This is a genomic window from Ruegeria sp. YTSB088 (assembly GCF_059609825.1).
In genome coordinates, this window is the sequence record NZ_JBXWMM010000005.1 from 64,705 (window position 1) to 79,734 (window position 15,030).

14 protein-coding genes and 1 pseudogene are annotated in these 15,030 nt (G+C 58.1%); 9 read left to right on the plus strand and 6 right to left on the minus strand.

Annotated features, from left to right (window positions below; translation table 11 throughout):
- Window positions 1-2: 2 nt before the first annotated feature.
- Window positions 3-836 (minus strand): S-formylglutathione hydrolase, encoded by an 834-nt coding sequence (gene fghA / locus AC2FFA_RS09630; RefSeq protein WP_496851416.1) that lies wholly within the window; start codon window positions 834-836, stop codon window positions 3-5.
- A 103-nt stretch (window positions 837-939) separates the two neighbouring features.
- Window positions 940-1,869: an AEC family transporter gene (locus AC2FFA_RS09635; RefSeq protein WP_496851418.1), complete on the minus strand. Its 930-nt coding sequence runs from the start codon at window positions 1,867-1,869 to the stop codon at window positions 940-942.
- Between the two features lie 146 nt (window positions 1,870-2,015).
- Here AC2FFA_RS09635 and AC2FFA_RS09640 point away from each other — a divergent pair, with 146 nt between their 5' ends.
- Window positions 2,016-2,633 carry a TetR/AcrR family transcriptional regulator gene (locus AC2FFA_RS09640; protein ID WP_117873141.1) on the plus strand — a complete coding sequence of 206 codons (618 nt, stop codon included), beginning with the start codon at window positions 2,016-2,018 and terminating at the stop codon, window positions 2,631-2,633.
- Between the two features lie 488 nt (window positions 2,634-3,121).
- Here the strand turns inward: AC2FFA_RS09640 and AC2FFA_RS09645 are convergent.
- Together AC2FFA_RS09645 and AC2FFA_RS09650 are read right to left on the minus strand one after the other, a co-directional pair.
- Window positions 3,122-3,391 (minus strand): annotated as a pseudogene (locus tag AC2FFA_RS09645) (IS3 family transposase); the annotation flags it as partial.
- Window positions 3,381-3,515 carry a hypothetical protein gene (locus AC2FFA_RS09650; protein ID WP_496670997.1) on the minus strand — a complete coding sequence of 45 codons (135 nt, stop codon included), beginning with the start codon at window positions 3,513-3,515 and terminating at the stop codon, window positions 3,381-3,383. The pseudogene AC2FFA_RS09645 and the gene AC2FFA_RS09650, both read right to left, overlap by 11 nt.
- Here AC2FFA_RS09650 and AC2FFA_RS09655 point away from each other — a divergent pair.
- Window positions 3,499-3,732 carry a hypothetical protein gene (locus AC2FFA_RS09655; protein ID WP_496670549.1) on the plus strand — a complete coding sequence of 78 codons (234 nt, stop codon included), beginning with the start codon at window positions 3,499-3,501 and terminating at the stop codon, window positions 3,730-3,732. The two genes, AC2FFA_RS09650 and AC2FFA_RS09655, sit on opposite strands and share 17 nt — an antisense overlap.
- Before the next feature lie 172 nt (window positions 3,733-3,904).
- Here the strand turns inward: AC2FFA_RS09655 and hutC are convergent, their stop codons facing one another.
- Together hutC and AC2FFA_RS09665 are read right to left on the minus strand one after the other, a co-directional pair.
- Window positions 3,905-4,606: a histidine utilization transcriptional repressor HutC gene (gene hutC, locus AC2FFA_RS09660; protein WP_496851419.1), complete on the minus strand. Its 702-nt coding sequence runs from the start codon at window positions 4,604-4,606 to the stop codon at window positions 3,905-3,907.
- Between the two features lie 78 nt (window positions 4,607-4,684).
- Window positions 4,685-6,046 carry a formimidoylglutamate deiminase gene (locus AC2FFA_RS09665; protein WP_496851421.1) on the minus strand — a complete coding sequence of 454 codons (1,362 nt, stop codon included), beginning with the start codon at window positions 6,044-6,046 and terminating at the stop codon, window positions 4,685-4,687.
- A gap of 82 nt (window positions 6,047-6,128) precedes the next feature.
- Between AC2FFA_RS09665 and hutI the strand changes: the two genes are divergently transcribed.
- The 7 genes from hutI (at window position 6,129) to nadC (ending at window position 14,957) form a co-directional block, all read left to right on the plus strand.
- A complete protein-coding gene (gene hutI / locus AC2FFA_RS09670; RefSeq protein ID WP_496851422.1) occupies window positions 6,129-7,340 on the plus strand; it encodes an imidazolonepropionase in 1,212 nt (403 codons plus the stop codon).
- The gene (gene hutH / locus AC2FFA_RS09675) at window positions 7,337-8,875 is read left to right on the plus strand and encodes a histidine ammonia-lyase (RefSeq protein WP_496851424.1); all 1,539 of its coding nucleotides are present in this window, start codon (window positions 7,337-7,339) and stop codon (window positions 8,873-8,875) included. Before hutI ends, hutH begins: the two co-directional genes overlap by 4 nt.
- A complete protein-coding gene (gene hutG, locus AC2FFA_RS09680; protein ID WP_496851426.1) occupies window positions 8,872-9,666 on the plus strand; it encodes an N-formylglutamate deformylase in 795 nt (264 codons plus the stop codon). Before hutH ends, hutG begins: the two co-directional genes overlap by 4 nt.
- Complete coding sequence (gene hutU / locus AC2FFA_RS09685; protein ID WP_496851428.1) at window positions 9,663-11,345, plus strand: urocanate hydratase; 1,683 nt, start codon at window positions 9,663-9,665, stop codon at window positions 11,343-11,345. Before hutG ends, hutU begins: the two co-directional genes overlap by 4 nt.
- Window positions 11,346-11,487: 142 nt before the next feature.
- The gene (nadA, locus tag AC2FFA_RS09690; RefSeq protein ID WP_496851430.1) at window positions 11,488-12,537 is read left to right on the plus strand and encodes a quinolinate synthase NadA; all 1,050 of its coding nucleotides are present in this window, start codon (window positions 11,488-11,490) and stop codon (window positions 12,535-12,537) included.
- A 6-nt stretch (window positions 12,538-12,543) separates the two neighbouring features.
- Window positions 12,544-14,112 (plus strand): L-aspartate oxidase, encoded by a 1,569-nt coding sequence (locus AC2FFA_RS09695; RefSeq protein WP_496851431.1) that lies wholly within the window; start codon window positions 12,544-12,546, stop codon window positions 14,110-14,112.
- Entirely contained in the window at window positions 14,109-14,957 is an 849-nt protein-coding gene (gene nadC / locus AC2FFA_RS09700; RefSeq protein WP_496851433.1) for a carboxylating nicotinate-nucleotide diphosphorylase, read from the plus strand. Before AC2FFA_RS09695 ends, nadC begins: the two co-directional genes overlap by 4 nt.
- Window positions 14,958-15,030 lie beyond the last annotated feature (73 nt).

Below are 15,030 nucleotides of genomic sequence, written 5' to 3' on the forward strand. Positions count from 1 at the left end.
CCTCAGTCTCCGTACAGTGCCTCGGCATGGAAGATGATGTGATCTTCCATAAACGTGGACACAAAGAAGTACGAATGATCGTAACCCGGCTGGAAGCGATATGTCGCTTGCTGGCGACGTTCGGCGATGGCTTGCGCCAACGCTTCGGGACGCAGAAGATCCATGAACTGATCGTTTGCACCGGTGTCGATCAGGATCGGACCGTCGAAACCGGATTTCTTCATCAACAAAGACGCATCGTGTTTTGCCCAAAGCGCTTCGTCGTCACCGAGATAGGCGCTCAGCTGTTTGCGGCCCCAATCCGCTCCGGTCGGGTTCGAGATCGGCGCAAAGGCTGACACCGAACGGAAGCGTCCGGGCAGGTCCATGGCAAGTGTTAGGGCGCCGTGCCCCCCCATGGAATGGCCCGTAATGGCCTGGCGTTCGCTGTCGATGGCGAAGTTTTCGAACAGCAGGGCGGGCAGCTCTTCGGCAACATAGTCCCACATACGGAAATGCGGCGCCCAAGGTTCCTGTGTCGCGTTCACATAGAACCCTGCGCCCTGACCCAGATCGTAATCTTCGTGATCCGCGACGCCTTCACCGCGCGGCGACGTATCCGGAAACACCACGGCGATTCCTTGTTCCGCAGCCCACGCCTGAGCCCCGGCTTTGGTCATCGCGTTTTCATGGGTGCAGGTCAATCCCGACAAATACCAAAGAACCGGAACCGGCCCGTCCTTAGCCTCGGCTGGAAGAAACAGGCCAAAAGTCATGTCACACTTGCACGACGAGGAGGCGTGGCGGTACACGCCCTGCACACCGCCAAAACAGGCATTCTCCGAAAGGGTTTCCATCAGGCACCGTCCTTATTTTAGAGTCGCAACATGGCTAACGATCAGCAGACCCGGCGTAAAGTCTGCGCGCCTTCGTTGAGAGATTTTTTCGAAAAGGTGAAAGTCAGAATGCGCCCATCCAGGCGATCACCATTGGCACGGTGAGAATACTGACGATTGTGGATAGAAGGATTGCGGCTGACGCGCGATGCGGGGCGATTCCATAATGCGCGGCCAGCATGTAAACATTGCCCGCAACAGGCAAAGCGGCTGCTGCGATGGCAACAGTTGCCGGAAAAATTTCAATCGGTATCAGCCACAACAGAGCAACCGCAACGCAGGCCGGGTGGATCACCAGTTTGCAAAAGCTTAACCAAGCGGCGATCTGGACACGTTCAGCCGACTTGCTTGCCAACGATGCGCCAATAGCGAACAATGCTCCGGGAGTTGCGGCACCACCGAGAATGGTCAGAAAATCGCCAAGAGGTTCAGGGACAGGTATTTGCAGCCAGGACCAGACGAGGCCGGCTGAGATGGATACGATCATGGGATTCCTGACCAAACCCATTCCGATCAGCTTGAACGTGGCCGGAGTCAGCTTTCCGTCACGGCCGCCATTGATCAAGATCACGATAAGGGATGAAAACACCACCAAATCGACGGTCAGGACCAGCATCACGGGCCCAATCGCAGCCTCAGAGAACAAAAGAGCAAGCATGGGAAGTCCCAGAAACCCGACATTGCCGATGGCCGCGCACTGAGCTTCGACCGCGGCGGTCGGAATATCGAGCCCCCGCAGCCACGCGACGACCGTCGCCAGCACATATACAATCACGGTTCCCAGCAGATATCCAAGGATGAGCCGGGCATTGAAAATCTCGGCAAAGGGTAGGGTGGCTGCAAAGCGAAACAGCATCGCCGAAAGTGCAAAATAAAAGACGAACTTGGTCAGATATGCCGTGGCTTCAGCCGAGAAAAACCGTGTGCGCCCCGCCCAAAATCCCAGGCCGATAATCGCGAAAAACGGAAGGGTGCGCAAAAAGATGTCGAGCATGGGCCAAGTCCTAGCACGGTTTGAACTCGCTGCAAGTACCCGACATCAAAGCAAATGCACCGTCGGATTCGCTGAAGTATCCGAGAATCGTTGTATCTAAACCGAACGGTTTATAAGCTGGTGTAGTTATCGATCAAGGAGACGACATGACCCAGACCGCCACCATCCTGCGCACCGGCCGAAAATTCGACCAGGTTCTGCGCGGGGCCCGAGAGGTTTTCATGGCGGACGGGTTTGAAGGTGCAAGTGTAGATGACATCGCCCGCGCGGCTGGCGTGTCAAAAGCAACGCTATACAGCTACTTCCCTGATAAGCGCCTTTTGTTCATGGAAGTTGCCCAAACAGAATGCTGCCTGATGGCCGAGCGGGTCATCTCGATGATCGACGAAACCAAACCTGCTCGTGAAGTGCTTCAGATCACGGCGACACAGCTGACCAGTTTTCTTGTGTCAGATTTCGCGCAACAGGTATTCAGGATCTGCGTTGCCGAACGCGACAGGTTCCCCGAACTAGGTCGCGCTTTCTATGAGGCTGGGCCACAAAATGGTCAGCGACAGATGGCCGAGTACCTGGAAAAGGCCGTGGCCAAAGGCGAATTGGCCATTGAAGATGTACATATCGCCGCCGAGCAGTTTTCCGAACTGTGCAAAGTGCGGATCTGGACCCGGGCGGCTTTCGGCATTCAGAACACTTTCACCCAGGATGAAATAGATCAGGTTGCTGCTCAGGCCGTTGACATGTTTCTTGCTCGTTATGGGGTGTAACCCACCAAAAGGATGGCCCGCGCCCGGAACAGGGGCGCAGACCATCGCTCACACACCAAAACACTCGATACTCAAAAGTTTAAAGCTATAAGTCTTGTAAAACCGTTTACTCGATAAACGTTTGGGCCAGACACTCGCTGATAGGCTGTGCCGGATAAGCAATCACTGCGCGTTCGCCTGTGCTTGCGAACAGGTCTGCGGGCATACCGGGGACCAACCCCAAAGCCGCCACAGCAACGGATTGCTTTTCATCCACTTCGACTCGGGTTTTTGAAAGATCCCGCAGGTATGTTCACTTTCCAATGCGTCAGCCGAGATATCAAAGATAACACCTCGGGCCTCGGGCACATCGGCCTGCGCGAAAAGGGACAAACTGGCCTGCCCCAGAAACGTCCCTCGTTCTGATGTAGAGTTTGTTTAGCTTTGGAAGGCGCAAATGAATGCGAAAAAGCTGTTTCACGAAAGCCCTGAACATTGGGATGGACCCGTCACGCTTTCGTGCCGCTCCGATTGCTTTCTATTGCAGCCTTTGCATCGAAGGCCAAAGAGCTTTTCCAGCCGAGGGCTGAGTGCCTGCGTCGTGGATTGTAGAAGCCGTTGAAATATTCGAAGATTGCGATCTCGGTGTCTCTACACGTTTTCCAGGATTGCTGCCACAACAACTCAGCTTTGATCGCCTTGAAGAAGGTTTCGACCATTGCCCGGCAGGCCCATGTATAGCATTCTTTCCAGAGGCGGGCGGCGTTGTCATAGCAGTTGCTGGTTCTGGCTGAGCGGACGATCGCGGTAGGCGCGATACCCTCTTGGACTGACATCCATGATCTGGCACAGCCGCTCGACAGGGAGGATGTCGGAGGTCTTGACGATGAAAGCAAACCTCATTTGCTTTACTCCGCAAAGAACTGGGTGGCAATTTTTAGCTCCTCTCCTTCTCAAGCATGCGGTTCTCTTTCCGCAGTTCCGCGACCTCGCGCTCGAGATCAGACTGGGCGGACGGCTTCTCAGGATTGCGCCGATCCTGCTGGATCAAACGGCTCAGCGTCGAGAAGCCAATACCAAAATCTGTTGCAACCTGTTTTCGCGGCAGGCCGCTGGTTAACCTTACCCGCACTGCCTCCGCGCAAAACCCCGGGACAGGACCAGATAGACTGGCTTTAGGATCGAAATGTCATCTTTCGGAAGGATCAAAGGGGTTATAACGGCAGTAAGGAAGGTGTGTTCGAAACAGTAAGGTCTTTCACCACCGTCAAAACCTGTTCAGCGCGTTGGCCTCAATACGTGGTGCGCATCTGGTATCCCTGATGGAAAGTCATGCGCACGAATGTAACCGGATCGCTGCGAAACCAGGTCGTGCGTTCCAATCGAAACAACGGTGTGCCGGGCGGTACCGCCAGGAACTCCTGCAAATGCCCTGTTGCCGGGACGGCCGAGAAAGCAATTTCAGCGTTTGAAAACGGCACCTCGGACAGCAGCCATTCATTCGGCCCGGTGGTCAGGAAATCTTCGTCGAGAACCTGAGGCACGGTGCTGACGTTGATCCAGCGTTCCTCGAACTGAAACGGACGGTTGTCGGCGTGGTGCATACATTGCAGATGGACGACATGCGCGCCTTCGGGAATGCTCAGCTTTGCCTGTAACCACGCGGGGCAGTCGATCAGTGTTCGGCTGACCAAAGCATAGCGGTATTCGGCATTCATTTCTTCTATTGTCTGCCGAACGACAGTGATTGGCAGCTTCGCCTGCTTTACCGGCGTGGTCACAACACGCGTGCCACCCTTACGTTTGCGGGTGACAATGCCCTGTTCGGCAAGTTCCCGCAGCGCCCGATTGACCGTCGCCCGTGCTACGCCGAACTCGGCTGCCAATTCCATCTCGGTAGGCAACAGACTTCCCTGCGGCCAGACTCGGGTTTGAATGCGGTTCACGACTTCGTCCTGAATGTCCTGAAAGCCGAGGTGTTTTTGATCGGTCACGTGGTGTTCATCCAATTACGTACAAACATATTGGCATTATGAAGCCATTTTTGTCAGCCCGTAAAGGGAACAGCAAACTCAAAGCCTCAGTATGAGATCAGCCATAGCCCGCCGATAGTCAAATACGATTCGATCCCGTGCAATATGACGGCCCTGGCGTACCTGATGGCGGCCCGCCGACCACAGATCGGTCACTACGTGATCCTTCGCGGCAAAGACCAACCCGTCGAGCAACTGTTCAGGACGCAGGGCACAAAGCGCGGGATCCTGACTGTCAATGGCAACAAGATCCGCCAGCATCCCTTCTGCGATCTGACCCGCTGCGCGCGCCAGGGCTTGCGCGCCACCCAAAGCCGCATTGCAATAAAGTGTCTGTCCAACCGAACCGTCCCCGTCGACCAGAACATTGCGCGACAGGTCTCGCAGGCGTTGTGAGTACTCCAGCGTTCGCAGTTCCTCTGTCATCGAAATCAAAATGTTTGAATCCGACCCAACTCCGAAACGACCGCCGGCTTCAAGATAGACAACTCCGTTGAAAGGGCCATCGCCCAAATTGGCCTCGGTGATCGGGCAAAGCCCCGCGACCGCGCCGGTTGCCGCCATATCTCGGGTTTCCCTTTCGGTCATATGAGTGGCGTGGATGAGGCACCAGCGATTGTTTACCTCTGCATTGTTCAAGAGCCATTCCACCGGGCGTGCGCCCAGACTCTCTTGAACCTGCGCCACCTCTTTGGGCTGTTCCGCGATGTGAATGTGGACAGGTCCTGTCGTTTTGGTTTCCAAAGCCCGGGCAAGATCTTGTGGTGACGTCGCGCGTAAGGAATGCGGGGCAATGCCTATCTGACAGTCATCCGGCAGATCGCCCAGTGCCGCTTGCGCTTGCTCGACCAGCGCCAGATAGCGGTCCACATCATTGCCAAATCGTTGCTGTCCCGATTCCAACGGTTGCTCGCCGACCCCTGCATAAGAATAAAGTACGGGCAGATGCGTCAGTCCGATTCCAGACTCGGCCGAAGCAGCCATGATCCGCTGGGACAGCTCTGCAAGATTGCCATAAGGTGTGCCGTCTGGCTGGTGATGCAGATACTGGAATTCACCAACCGAGGCATAGCCGGCTTCCTGCATCTCCATATAGACCAGTGCGGCAATCGCCTGTACCTGATTGGGCGTCAGGTGCGCGGTGAATCGGTACATTAGTTCCCGCCACGTCCAGAAGCTGTCGCGCCCGGCCTTTCGATATTCAGTCATCCCCGCCATCGCGCGCTGAAATGCGTGGCTGTGCAGATTGGCCAATGCGGGCAGCAAAGTGTCGACGCGCGTATCGCCTTCTTGCGCCGTCGCGCCCTTCTGCAACGACGTTATCAGACCTTCCTTGATTTCCACCCGCAGGTTCGAAGCCCAACCGGTGCTCAATAATGCGCGATTAGCGAAGATAGCCATTTTCCACCTCATTTTATGCATAGACATATAATTGATAGAAATGTACTAGAAAAGACGGAAATGCACGGAGGTTGCGAGTCACATGCAGACGCAAACGCGGGTTTTGACCGATCTTGACGCCGCAACGATGACCGAAGGCAGCACGCCATACGGTTTGGTTCCAGATGCCGCGATCGCGTTGCAGGACGGGCGCATCGCATGGATCGGAGCTGTCGCTGACCTTCCTTCACGATTCGCCGACCAGCCGCGGACTCGACTCGGTGGACGCCTGGTTACGCCTGCGTTGATCGATTGCCACACTCACGTGGTTCATGGTGGTCATCGCGCCGTAGAGTTCGAAATGCGCCTGAATGGGGCGAGCTATGAAGAGGTTGCCCGCACTGGGGGTGGAATCATCTCGACAGTAAAGTCCACGCGCGCGGCTGGCGTGGAGGAGTTGGTCGCACAAGCATTGCCGCGTGTGGACGCGATGCTGGCCGAAGGGGTATCGGTCATCGAAGTGAAGTCTGGTTACGGGTTGGATGACAAGACTGAATTGAAAATGTTGCGCGCGGCTCGGGCGTTGCCGGATCATCGTCCCGTCCGTGTTCTGACCAGCTTTTTGGGGGCTCATGCGGTGCCTCAGGACTATAAGGGCAGGGCGTCGGACTACATTCATCAGCTGTGCATTCCCACGCTTCGCGCCGCTCATGCCGAGGGATTGGTCGATGCAGTCGATGCCTTCTGCGAAGGCATCGCCTTTCAACCGGAAGAGCTGATCCCGCTTTTTGATGTCGCGACAGAGCTTGGCCTGCCGATTAAGATCCACGCCGAACAATTGTCGAATTTGGGCGGCGCAAAACTGGCTGCCGGATACGGCGCGTTGTCGGCAGATCATTTAGAATATCTTGATGAAGCAGGTGTTCAGGCCATGGCACAGGCCGGTACCGTCGGCGTCATTCTGCCGGGTGCGTTCTACACTCTTCGCGAAACCCAGGCACCGCCGATTGACTTGTTGCGCCGGCACGGTGTGCCCATGGCGCTTGCAACGGATTGCAACCCCGGCTCGGCGCCGATGACCTCGGTGCTGCTTGCGATGAACATGGGCTGTACCCTGTTTCGCATGACGCCAGAGGAAGCCCTTAAGGGCGTGACGACCCACGCTGCCCGCGCTCTCGGCATGGCTGACTGCGGACAGATTTCAGTCGGGCATCGCGCCGATCTGACGGTTTGGAATGTCGAACACCCCGCGGAACTGGCCTATCGCATCGGCTTCAACCCTCTTCATACCCGCATATTCGGAGGCTCACTTTGACGACCATAACCCTCACTCCGGGCACCGTTACCCTGTCACAGCTGGAACAGGTCTTTCGCGAGGAACGCCCGGTTCAACTGGATCCCGCTTGCCACCCGTCTGTCGAAGAAGCGCACAAGCGCATTGCTGATGCGGCGGCGGGAGAGGCCGCTGTTTATGGCGTGAACACAGGGTTCGGGAAACTGGCCAGCGTCAAAATCGCAGCCGAGGACACCGCCACCCTGCAGCGCAACCTGATCCTCAGCCATTGCTGCGGTGTAGGCCCTGCGATCCCGCGCACCCTTGCCAGATTGATGATGGTTCTAAAACTGCTGAGCCTTGGTCGCGGGGCCTCGGGGGTTCGGCCAGAGGTGATCACCCTGCTGGAAGGGATGTTGTCCAAGGGTGTGGCCCCGGTGATCCTGGCGCAGGGTTCGGTCGGGGCTTCGGGTGATCTTGCGCCCTTGTCCCACATGGCTGCCGTCATGATGGGCGCTGGTGAGGCCGAATTCGGTGGCGATGTGATGCCCGGTGACGCTGCGCTGTCCAAGGCGGGTCTGCAACCAATCGAGCTGGGCCCTAAAGAAGGGCTGGCGTTGATCAACGGCACCCAGTTTTCGACGGCCTTTGCACTGGCCGGCCTGTTTGGCGCGTGGCAGGCGGCGCAAAGCGCGTTGGTTACGTCGGCGCTGACGACGGATGCGATCATGGGTTCGACCGCCCCGTTGCAACCGGAAATCCACACGTTGCGTGGGCATCGCGGGCAGATTGAGGCCGGAGTGACCATGAGAGCGCTTCTGGCCGGGTCGGTCATTCGCGAAAGCCATCGGGATGGCGATACCCGCGTTCAGGACCCGTATTGTATCCGCTGTCAGCCTCAGGTGGTGGGCGCCGCGATGGATGTGCTGAGGCAGGCCGCAACAACGCTGGAAATCGAGGCCAACGCGGCGACGGACAATCCTCTGGTTCTTTCGGAAACCGGCCTGATCGTCTCGGGCGGGAATTTTCATGCCGAACCCGTTGGGTTTGCCGCAGACATGATAGCGCTCGCCGTGGCCGAGATCGGGGCAATTGCGCAACGTCGCATTGCGCTGATCGTCGATCCTGCGCTCAGCTTTGATCTGCCGCCTTTTCTGACGCCCAATCCGGGTCTGAACTCGGGCTACATGATCGCCGAGGTGACGACCGCCGCACTGATGAGCGAAAACAAGCATCTGGCCAATCCATGCGTGACGGACTCGACGCCCACATCGGCCAATCAGGAAGACCACGTTTCGATGGCGGCCCATGGTGCGCGGCGATTGGGGCAGATGGTTGCCAATCTGGAACGCATTCTGGGGGTCGAACTGCTCTGTGCCACACAAGGTGTTGAATTCCGCGCGCCGCTGCCCACGAGCGAAACGTTGCAGGCCGTGATGGCACGCCTGCGTGCCGTGGTGCCGGCCTTGGGTGATGATCGCTATATGGCACCCGAGATCGAAGCAGCCTCGGCCCTGATCGCCAGTGGCGAGATTGCCCGTGGTACTGGCATCGCAATGCCGGAACTTGGCGTATGAGCGGCCCGGTCGAGATTTCGCGCGGTGACAGTCCGATCGTGCTGGGTCTGCCGCATACCGGCACCTATGTGCCCGCCACGATCGAGGCCAAGTTGAATGCGCGGGGCAAGGCTTTGGCGGATACGGATTGGCATATTCATACCTTGTATGAAGGACTTCTGCCCGGTGCGACCACGGTTCGGGCGACCTTCCACCGATATGTGATCGACGCCAACCGAGACCCGTCGGGTGTGTCGCTTTATCCGGGTCAGAACACGACAACCCTTGTGCCGCTGACGGACTTCGACGGCCAGGGCATCTGGGACATCCCGCCTTCCGGAAAGGATATCCTCGAACGGCGGGAAGTTTTCCATGCGCCGTATCATGCCGCCCTGCAGGCTGAGTTGGAGCGGGTGAAGGCGGCCCATGGGGTTGCGGTGCTGTATGATTGCCACTCGATCCGCAGTCATATTCCTTTTCTGTTCGAAGGTACTTTGCCCGATCTGAACATCGGCACGAACAATGGGGCGACCTGTGCACCGGAAATCGAAGCCACAACGCATGAGTTCGCGGCGTCCTCGCCCCATACGGCTGTTCTGAATGGGCGGTTCAAGGGCGGATGGACAACGCGCCATTATGGGCGCCCCTCCGAAGGGGTTCACGCGATCCAGATGGAGCTGGCTCAGTCGGCTTACCTGAGCGCCGAAGCGCCGCCCTGGACTTTTGATACCGACAAAGCCAACCGCCTGCGCCGTTGGCTCAAAGACATCCTTGACGCCATCCACGACACTGCATTGGAGCTTGCCCGATGACCGACCCTCGTAAAAACACCCGTGACATCTATCCCCCGACAGGACCCGAACTGAACGCCAAAAGCTGGATGACCGAAGCCCCGATGCGGATGCTGATGAACAATCTGCACCCTGATGTGGCCGAGAACCCGCATGAGTTGGTTGTCTACGGCGGCATCGGCCGTGCCGCACGGACGTGGAAAGATTTTGATACCATCGTTGCCAGCCTCATGGACCTGGAGGAAGATGAAACGCTGGTGGTGCAATCCGGCAAGCCGGTCGCCATCGTTCGGACGCATGCCGACGCACCTCGAGTGCTGATCGCGAACTCGAACCTCGTGCCGCATTGGGCCGACTGGGATCACTTCAACGAGCTCGATAAGAAGGGCCTGATGATGTACGGCCAGATGACGGCCGGGTCGTGGATCTATATTGGGACGCAAGGCATCGTTCAGGGCACTTACGAAACCTTTGCTGAGGCGGGGCGTCAACACTATGACGGGGACCTGACCGGCAAGTGGATTCTGACTGGCGGTCTGGGCGGCATGGGCGGCGCGCAACCTCTGGCGGCCGTCTTTGCAGGGGCATGTTGTCTGGCCGTCGAGTGTAATCCTGACAGCATCGATTTCCGCCTGCGCACCAAGTACCTCGACGAAAAGGCCGAGACACTGGATGAGGCGCTCGAAATGATCGACCACTGGACCAGGGCGGGCGAGGCGAAATCGGTTGGTTTGCTCGGCAATGCCGCCGAGGTTTTCCCCGAGGTTTACCGCCGCATGCAAGCGGGTGGTAAGCGCCCCGATATCGTGACCGATCAGACCAGCGCCCACGATCCGGTAAACGGCTATCTGCCATTGGGCTGGAGCATGGCGCAGTGGAAAGACAAGAGGGAAAGCGACCCCAAGGCCGTGGAAACGGCAGCCCGAGCGTCGATGAAGCAACACGTGGCCGCCATGGTCGATTTCTGGAACGCGGGTGTGCCAACCTTGGACTATGGCAACAACATCCGGCAGGTGGCGCAGGACGAAGGCTTGGAAAACGCCTTTGCCTTCCCCGGTTTCGTACCCGCCTATATCCGCCCGTTGTTCTGCCGCGGCATCGGCCCGTTCCGCTGGTGCGCGCTGTCGGGTGATCCCGAGGACATCTACAAAACCGACGCAAAGATGAAGGAACTGTTCCCTGAAAACACTCATCTGCACAACTGGCTCGACATGGCGCAGGAGCGCATCGCCTTTCAGGGCCTTCCCGCCCGGATCTGCTGGATTGGACTGGGCGACCGCCACAAGGCTGGGCTGGCATTCAACGAGATGGTTAGGAATGGAGAATTGAAGGCGCCGGTCGTCATCGGTCGTGACCACCTCGACAGCGGCTCGGTCGCGTCGCCGAACCGCGAAACCGAGGCGATGAAGGACGGCTCGGACGCCGTGTCGGATTGGCCGCTGCTGAACGCGCTGGTCAATACCGCCTCGGGCGCGACGTGGGTCTCGCTGCACCACGGAGGCGGCGTTGGCATGGGTTTCAGTCAACACGCGGGTGTTGTGATTTGTGCCGACGGAACCGATGCAGCGGCCAGACGTCTCGAACGGGTTCTGTGGAACGATCCGGCTTCAGGTGTGTGGCGTCACGCAGATGCGGGTTACGAGGATGCCAAGGCCTGCGCACGTGAACACGGGCTGCGTCTGCCGGGGATTCTGGGCTGATTTGCCGTTCATCTTTGAATTTGTCTGCATGGCTTAGCGCTAACGCCGAATTTTCCGGTTTCGAACCGGGGATGTTTCAGCTAGGGCTAAGCCGTTAAGCAGCCCGCCAGGCTAACGACAACTGACAAAGGTGGCTCGCCCGTTGCTCGATATTGCACAAGTCCGCACTGTTCTTTCGGACGTCTATGACCTCGCCCCATCGGCCACGTTGGCCAATGAGATGAAAGACACGTTTGCCCGTATGGATCGTGTGATCAGCCCGCCGGATTGGGCGATCTATGCGCCCTATGTGCGGGCGATCAACGCGCTCAAGAAAGAGCGTAACGCCGTGATCCTTGGGCACAATTACATGACACCGGAAATCTATCATGGTGTGTCCGATTTCGTGGGTGACAGCCTGCAACTGGCGATCAAGGCCAGCGAGGTGGAAGAGGATGTGATTGTTCAGGCCGGGGTTCATTTCATGGCCGAGACATCGAAAATTCTGAGCCCCGGGAAAACTGTTCTGATGCCCGACATGGATGCGGGGTGTTCTTTGGCAGAATCGATTACTGCCGAAGGAATCGACGAAATGCGGGCCAAATACCCCGGTGCGCCGGTTGTGTCTTACGTGAACACCACTGCCGAGGTCAAAGCGGCCTCGGATATCTGCTGCACCTCGTCGAATGCCTTGCAGATCGTGAATGCCATGGAGAGCGACACGGTCATCATGACGCCGGATCAATATCTGGCTCAAAACGTGGCCAATGAAAGCCACAAGAACGTGGTGTACTGGCCCGGTTCCTGCATCGTGCATGAACAATACACCGCGCAGGACTTGCGCGACTTCCGAGAATGGAACCCCGGTACGCGCCTGATCGCTCATCCGGAATGTCCGCCGGATGTGGTGGCCGAGGCGGATTATTCTGGTTCAACGAGCGGTATCATCAAATATGTGCATGATGAGAAGCCTCAGAAGGCGATGCTGATCACCGAATGTTCCATGGCGTCGAACATCGCTGATGAACTGCCCGAGGTCGATTTCGTAGGGCCGTGCAACATGTGCCCATATATGAAAAAGATCACGCTTGAAAAGATCCTCTATGCTCTGCACTCGATGGAAGGCCAGGTCGAGGTTGCTGAAGACGTGGCAGAGAAGGCTCGCAAATCCGTTCAGGCGATGATTGATCTGTCCCGCAAGCTCGGCATCTGACCAGCAATGTCCAATATCACCACGGATCGCGTCATTATTGTCGGGGCCGGGATTGGCGCGCTCTATGCTGCGTTGAAACTGGCACCGCGACCGGTGGTGATCATCTCGCCTGATCCTTTGGGCGAAGGTGCAAGTTCGGCATGGGCGCAGGGGGGCGTTGCCGCCGCGATGGACTTGGCCGACAGTCCGGAAAGCCACGCTGTTGACACCGTCAATGCCGGGGCCGGCACCGTCGAGCAAAACGTCGCGGATTTGGTCACACGCGAGGCGCGTGAGTATATTCTCGACCTGACCTCTTTAGGCACTCCGTTTGATCGCACCGAGGATGGTGGGTATGTCCTGTCGCGCGAAGCCGCGCACAGTTTTGCCCGCGTGGTGCGGGTTAAGGGGGATCAGGCTGGTAGCGAAATCATGGCCGCCCTGATCGAGCGTGTGCGTGCAACTCCTTCTGTGCAGGTTTTGGAGGGGGTCCTTGCCATTGCGTTGGAAGTGACGGAAGGGCGCGTGGTGGGCGTGGTTGTGCAGGATGCCTCGGAAAGCGGATCCGCGCCTGTGACGCTTCGTGCACCTGCCGTATTGTTGGCGGGCGGCGGTTCTGGCGGGCTTTATGCCCTGACGACCAATCCGGCCCGCATCCGCGGGCAGGTCATCGGAATGGCCGCACGGGCCGGGGCTCTGATTGCCGACTCCGAATTCGTACAGTTCCACCCCACCGCCATGGACGTGGGTGAAGACCCGGCCCCGCTGGCGACCGAGGCCCTGCGCGGAGAAGGGGCCGTTCTGATAAACAGGCATGGCGAGCGTTTCATGCCGGCCATTCATCCTGATGCCGAGCTAGCCCCGCGCGACGTTGTGGCCCGCGCGATATTTGCAGAAGTGCAGGCCGGCGACCGACCGATGCTGGACACCCGCGAGGCTTTGGGCGCGCAAATAAACAAGCTTTTCCCGGCGGTTGCCGCATATTGCGCGCGCAACGGAATCGATCCGGTCAGGGACGCGATACCGGTCGCTCCGGCAGCGCACTACCATATGGGCGGGATTGCAACAGACACTGATGGTCGCGCGACACTGGATGGGTTGTGGGTGTGCGGTGAGGCGTCTTCGACCGGCCTTCACGGCGCCAATCGGCTAGCCTCGAACGGATTGCTCGAAGCATTGGTGTTTGCACGCATCTGTGCCGAGGACATTACGCGTTTGATACCGGATTCATCCGGGTCGGAGCCTGTGGTCCTTCGATTTGATCAAGCTGACACCCCGGATACGTCCGATGCAGTCAGTATATTACGCACGACTATGTCGCGCGATGTTGGCGTGGTCCGGGATCGCACCGGGTTATGCCGCGCATTGCGCACGATTGCCGCGCTTGAGGACCAGCATGGCGCGTGTCCGTCTTTCAGAAACATGTGTGCCACAGCAACCCTGATCGCCGCGGCAGCATTGCAGCGCGAAGAAAGCCGCGGCGCGCATGAACGATCCGACTTTCCGGAAATTGCCGACGGTCCCGGCAAACGATCCCGGATGTATCTTAGCGACGCACTGCACGTTCGCGCCGAAGCCTGCAAGGAATTACCATGAGTTTTGCGACCCTGCCCGATCTGATCCTCGAACCCGTCGTCCGCGCGGCGCTGATGGAGGATCTGGGAGCTTACGGTGATGTGACCACCCGCGCCGTGATCCCGCAGAGCACGACCTATACAGCCCGACTGAATGCGCGCGAGGACGCCGTTGTTTCGGGCATGCAGGTGGCCATGATAGTGTTCCGGCTGGTCGACCCGGCGCTTGAGGTTGAGGTGCTTGTCAAGGATGGCCAGTCCTGTCGACGCGGCGACACGCTGATGACCATCAAAGGTTCCGCAGCTTCGATCCTGTCGGGTGAGCGGGTCGCGCTGAATTTTGCCGGTCGTCTGACCGGTATTGCCACAAAAACTGCCACCTTTGTCCAGCAGGCAAAGGGCACGAATGCCCGCATGACTTGTACCCGTAAAACCACGCCCGGACTTCGCATCGTCGAAAAACAGGCCGTGCTGCACGGTGGCGGTTTCAATCATCGCTATTCGTTGTCCGACGCGATCCTGATCAAGGACAACCACATCGCCGCCGCAGGGGGTGTGAGTCAGGTTCTTGAATCCGCCAAAGCGCAAGCCAGTCACATGATGGCCGTCGAGATTGAAGTCGATCGACTGGACCAGTTGGCCGAAGTGCTCAGGATTGGCGGCGCGTCCGTCGTATTGCTGGACAACATGGACAACGAGATGCTGCGCGAAGCGGTTGCCATGGTGGATGGGCGAATGAAGACCGAAGCCAGCGGAAATGTGACTTTGGACCGGGTCGCATCGATTGCAGCGACCGGAGTCGATTACATCTCGTCCGGAGCGCTGACGCATTCGGCCCGAACCGTTGATCTGGGCCTTGATTTCTGAAAAGCGCGGCATTTTCGCTTGATTTGGGATCGTTTGCGCCAACACTGTTGCGCCTTCAGATTTTATCGATAAT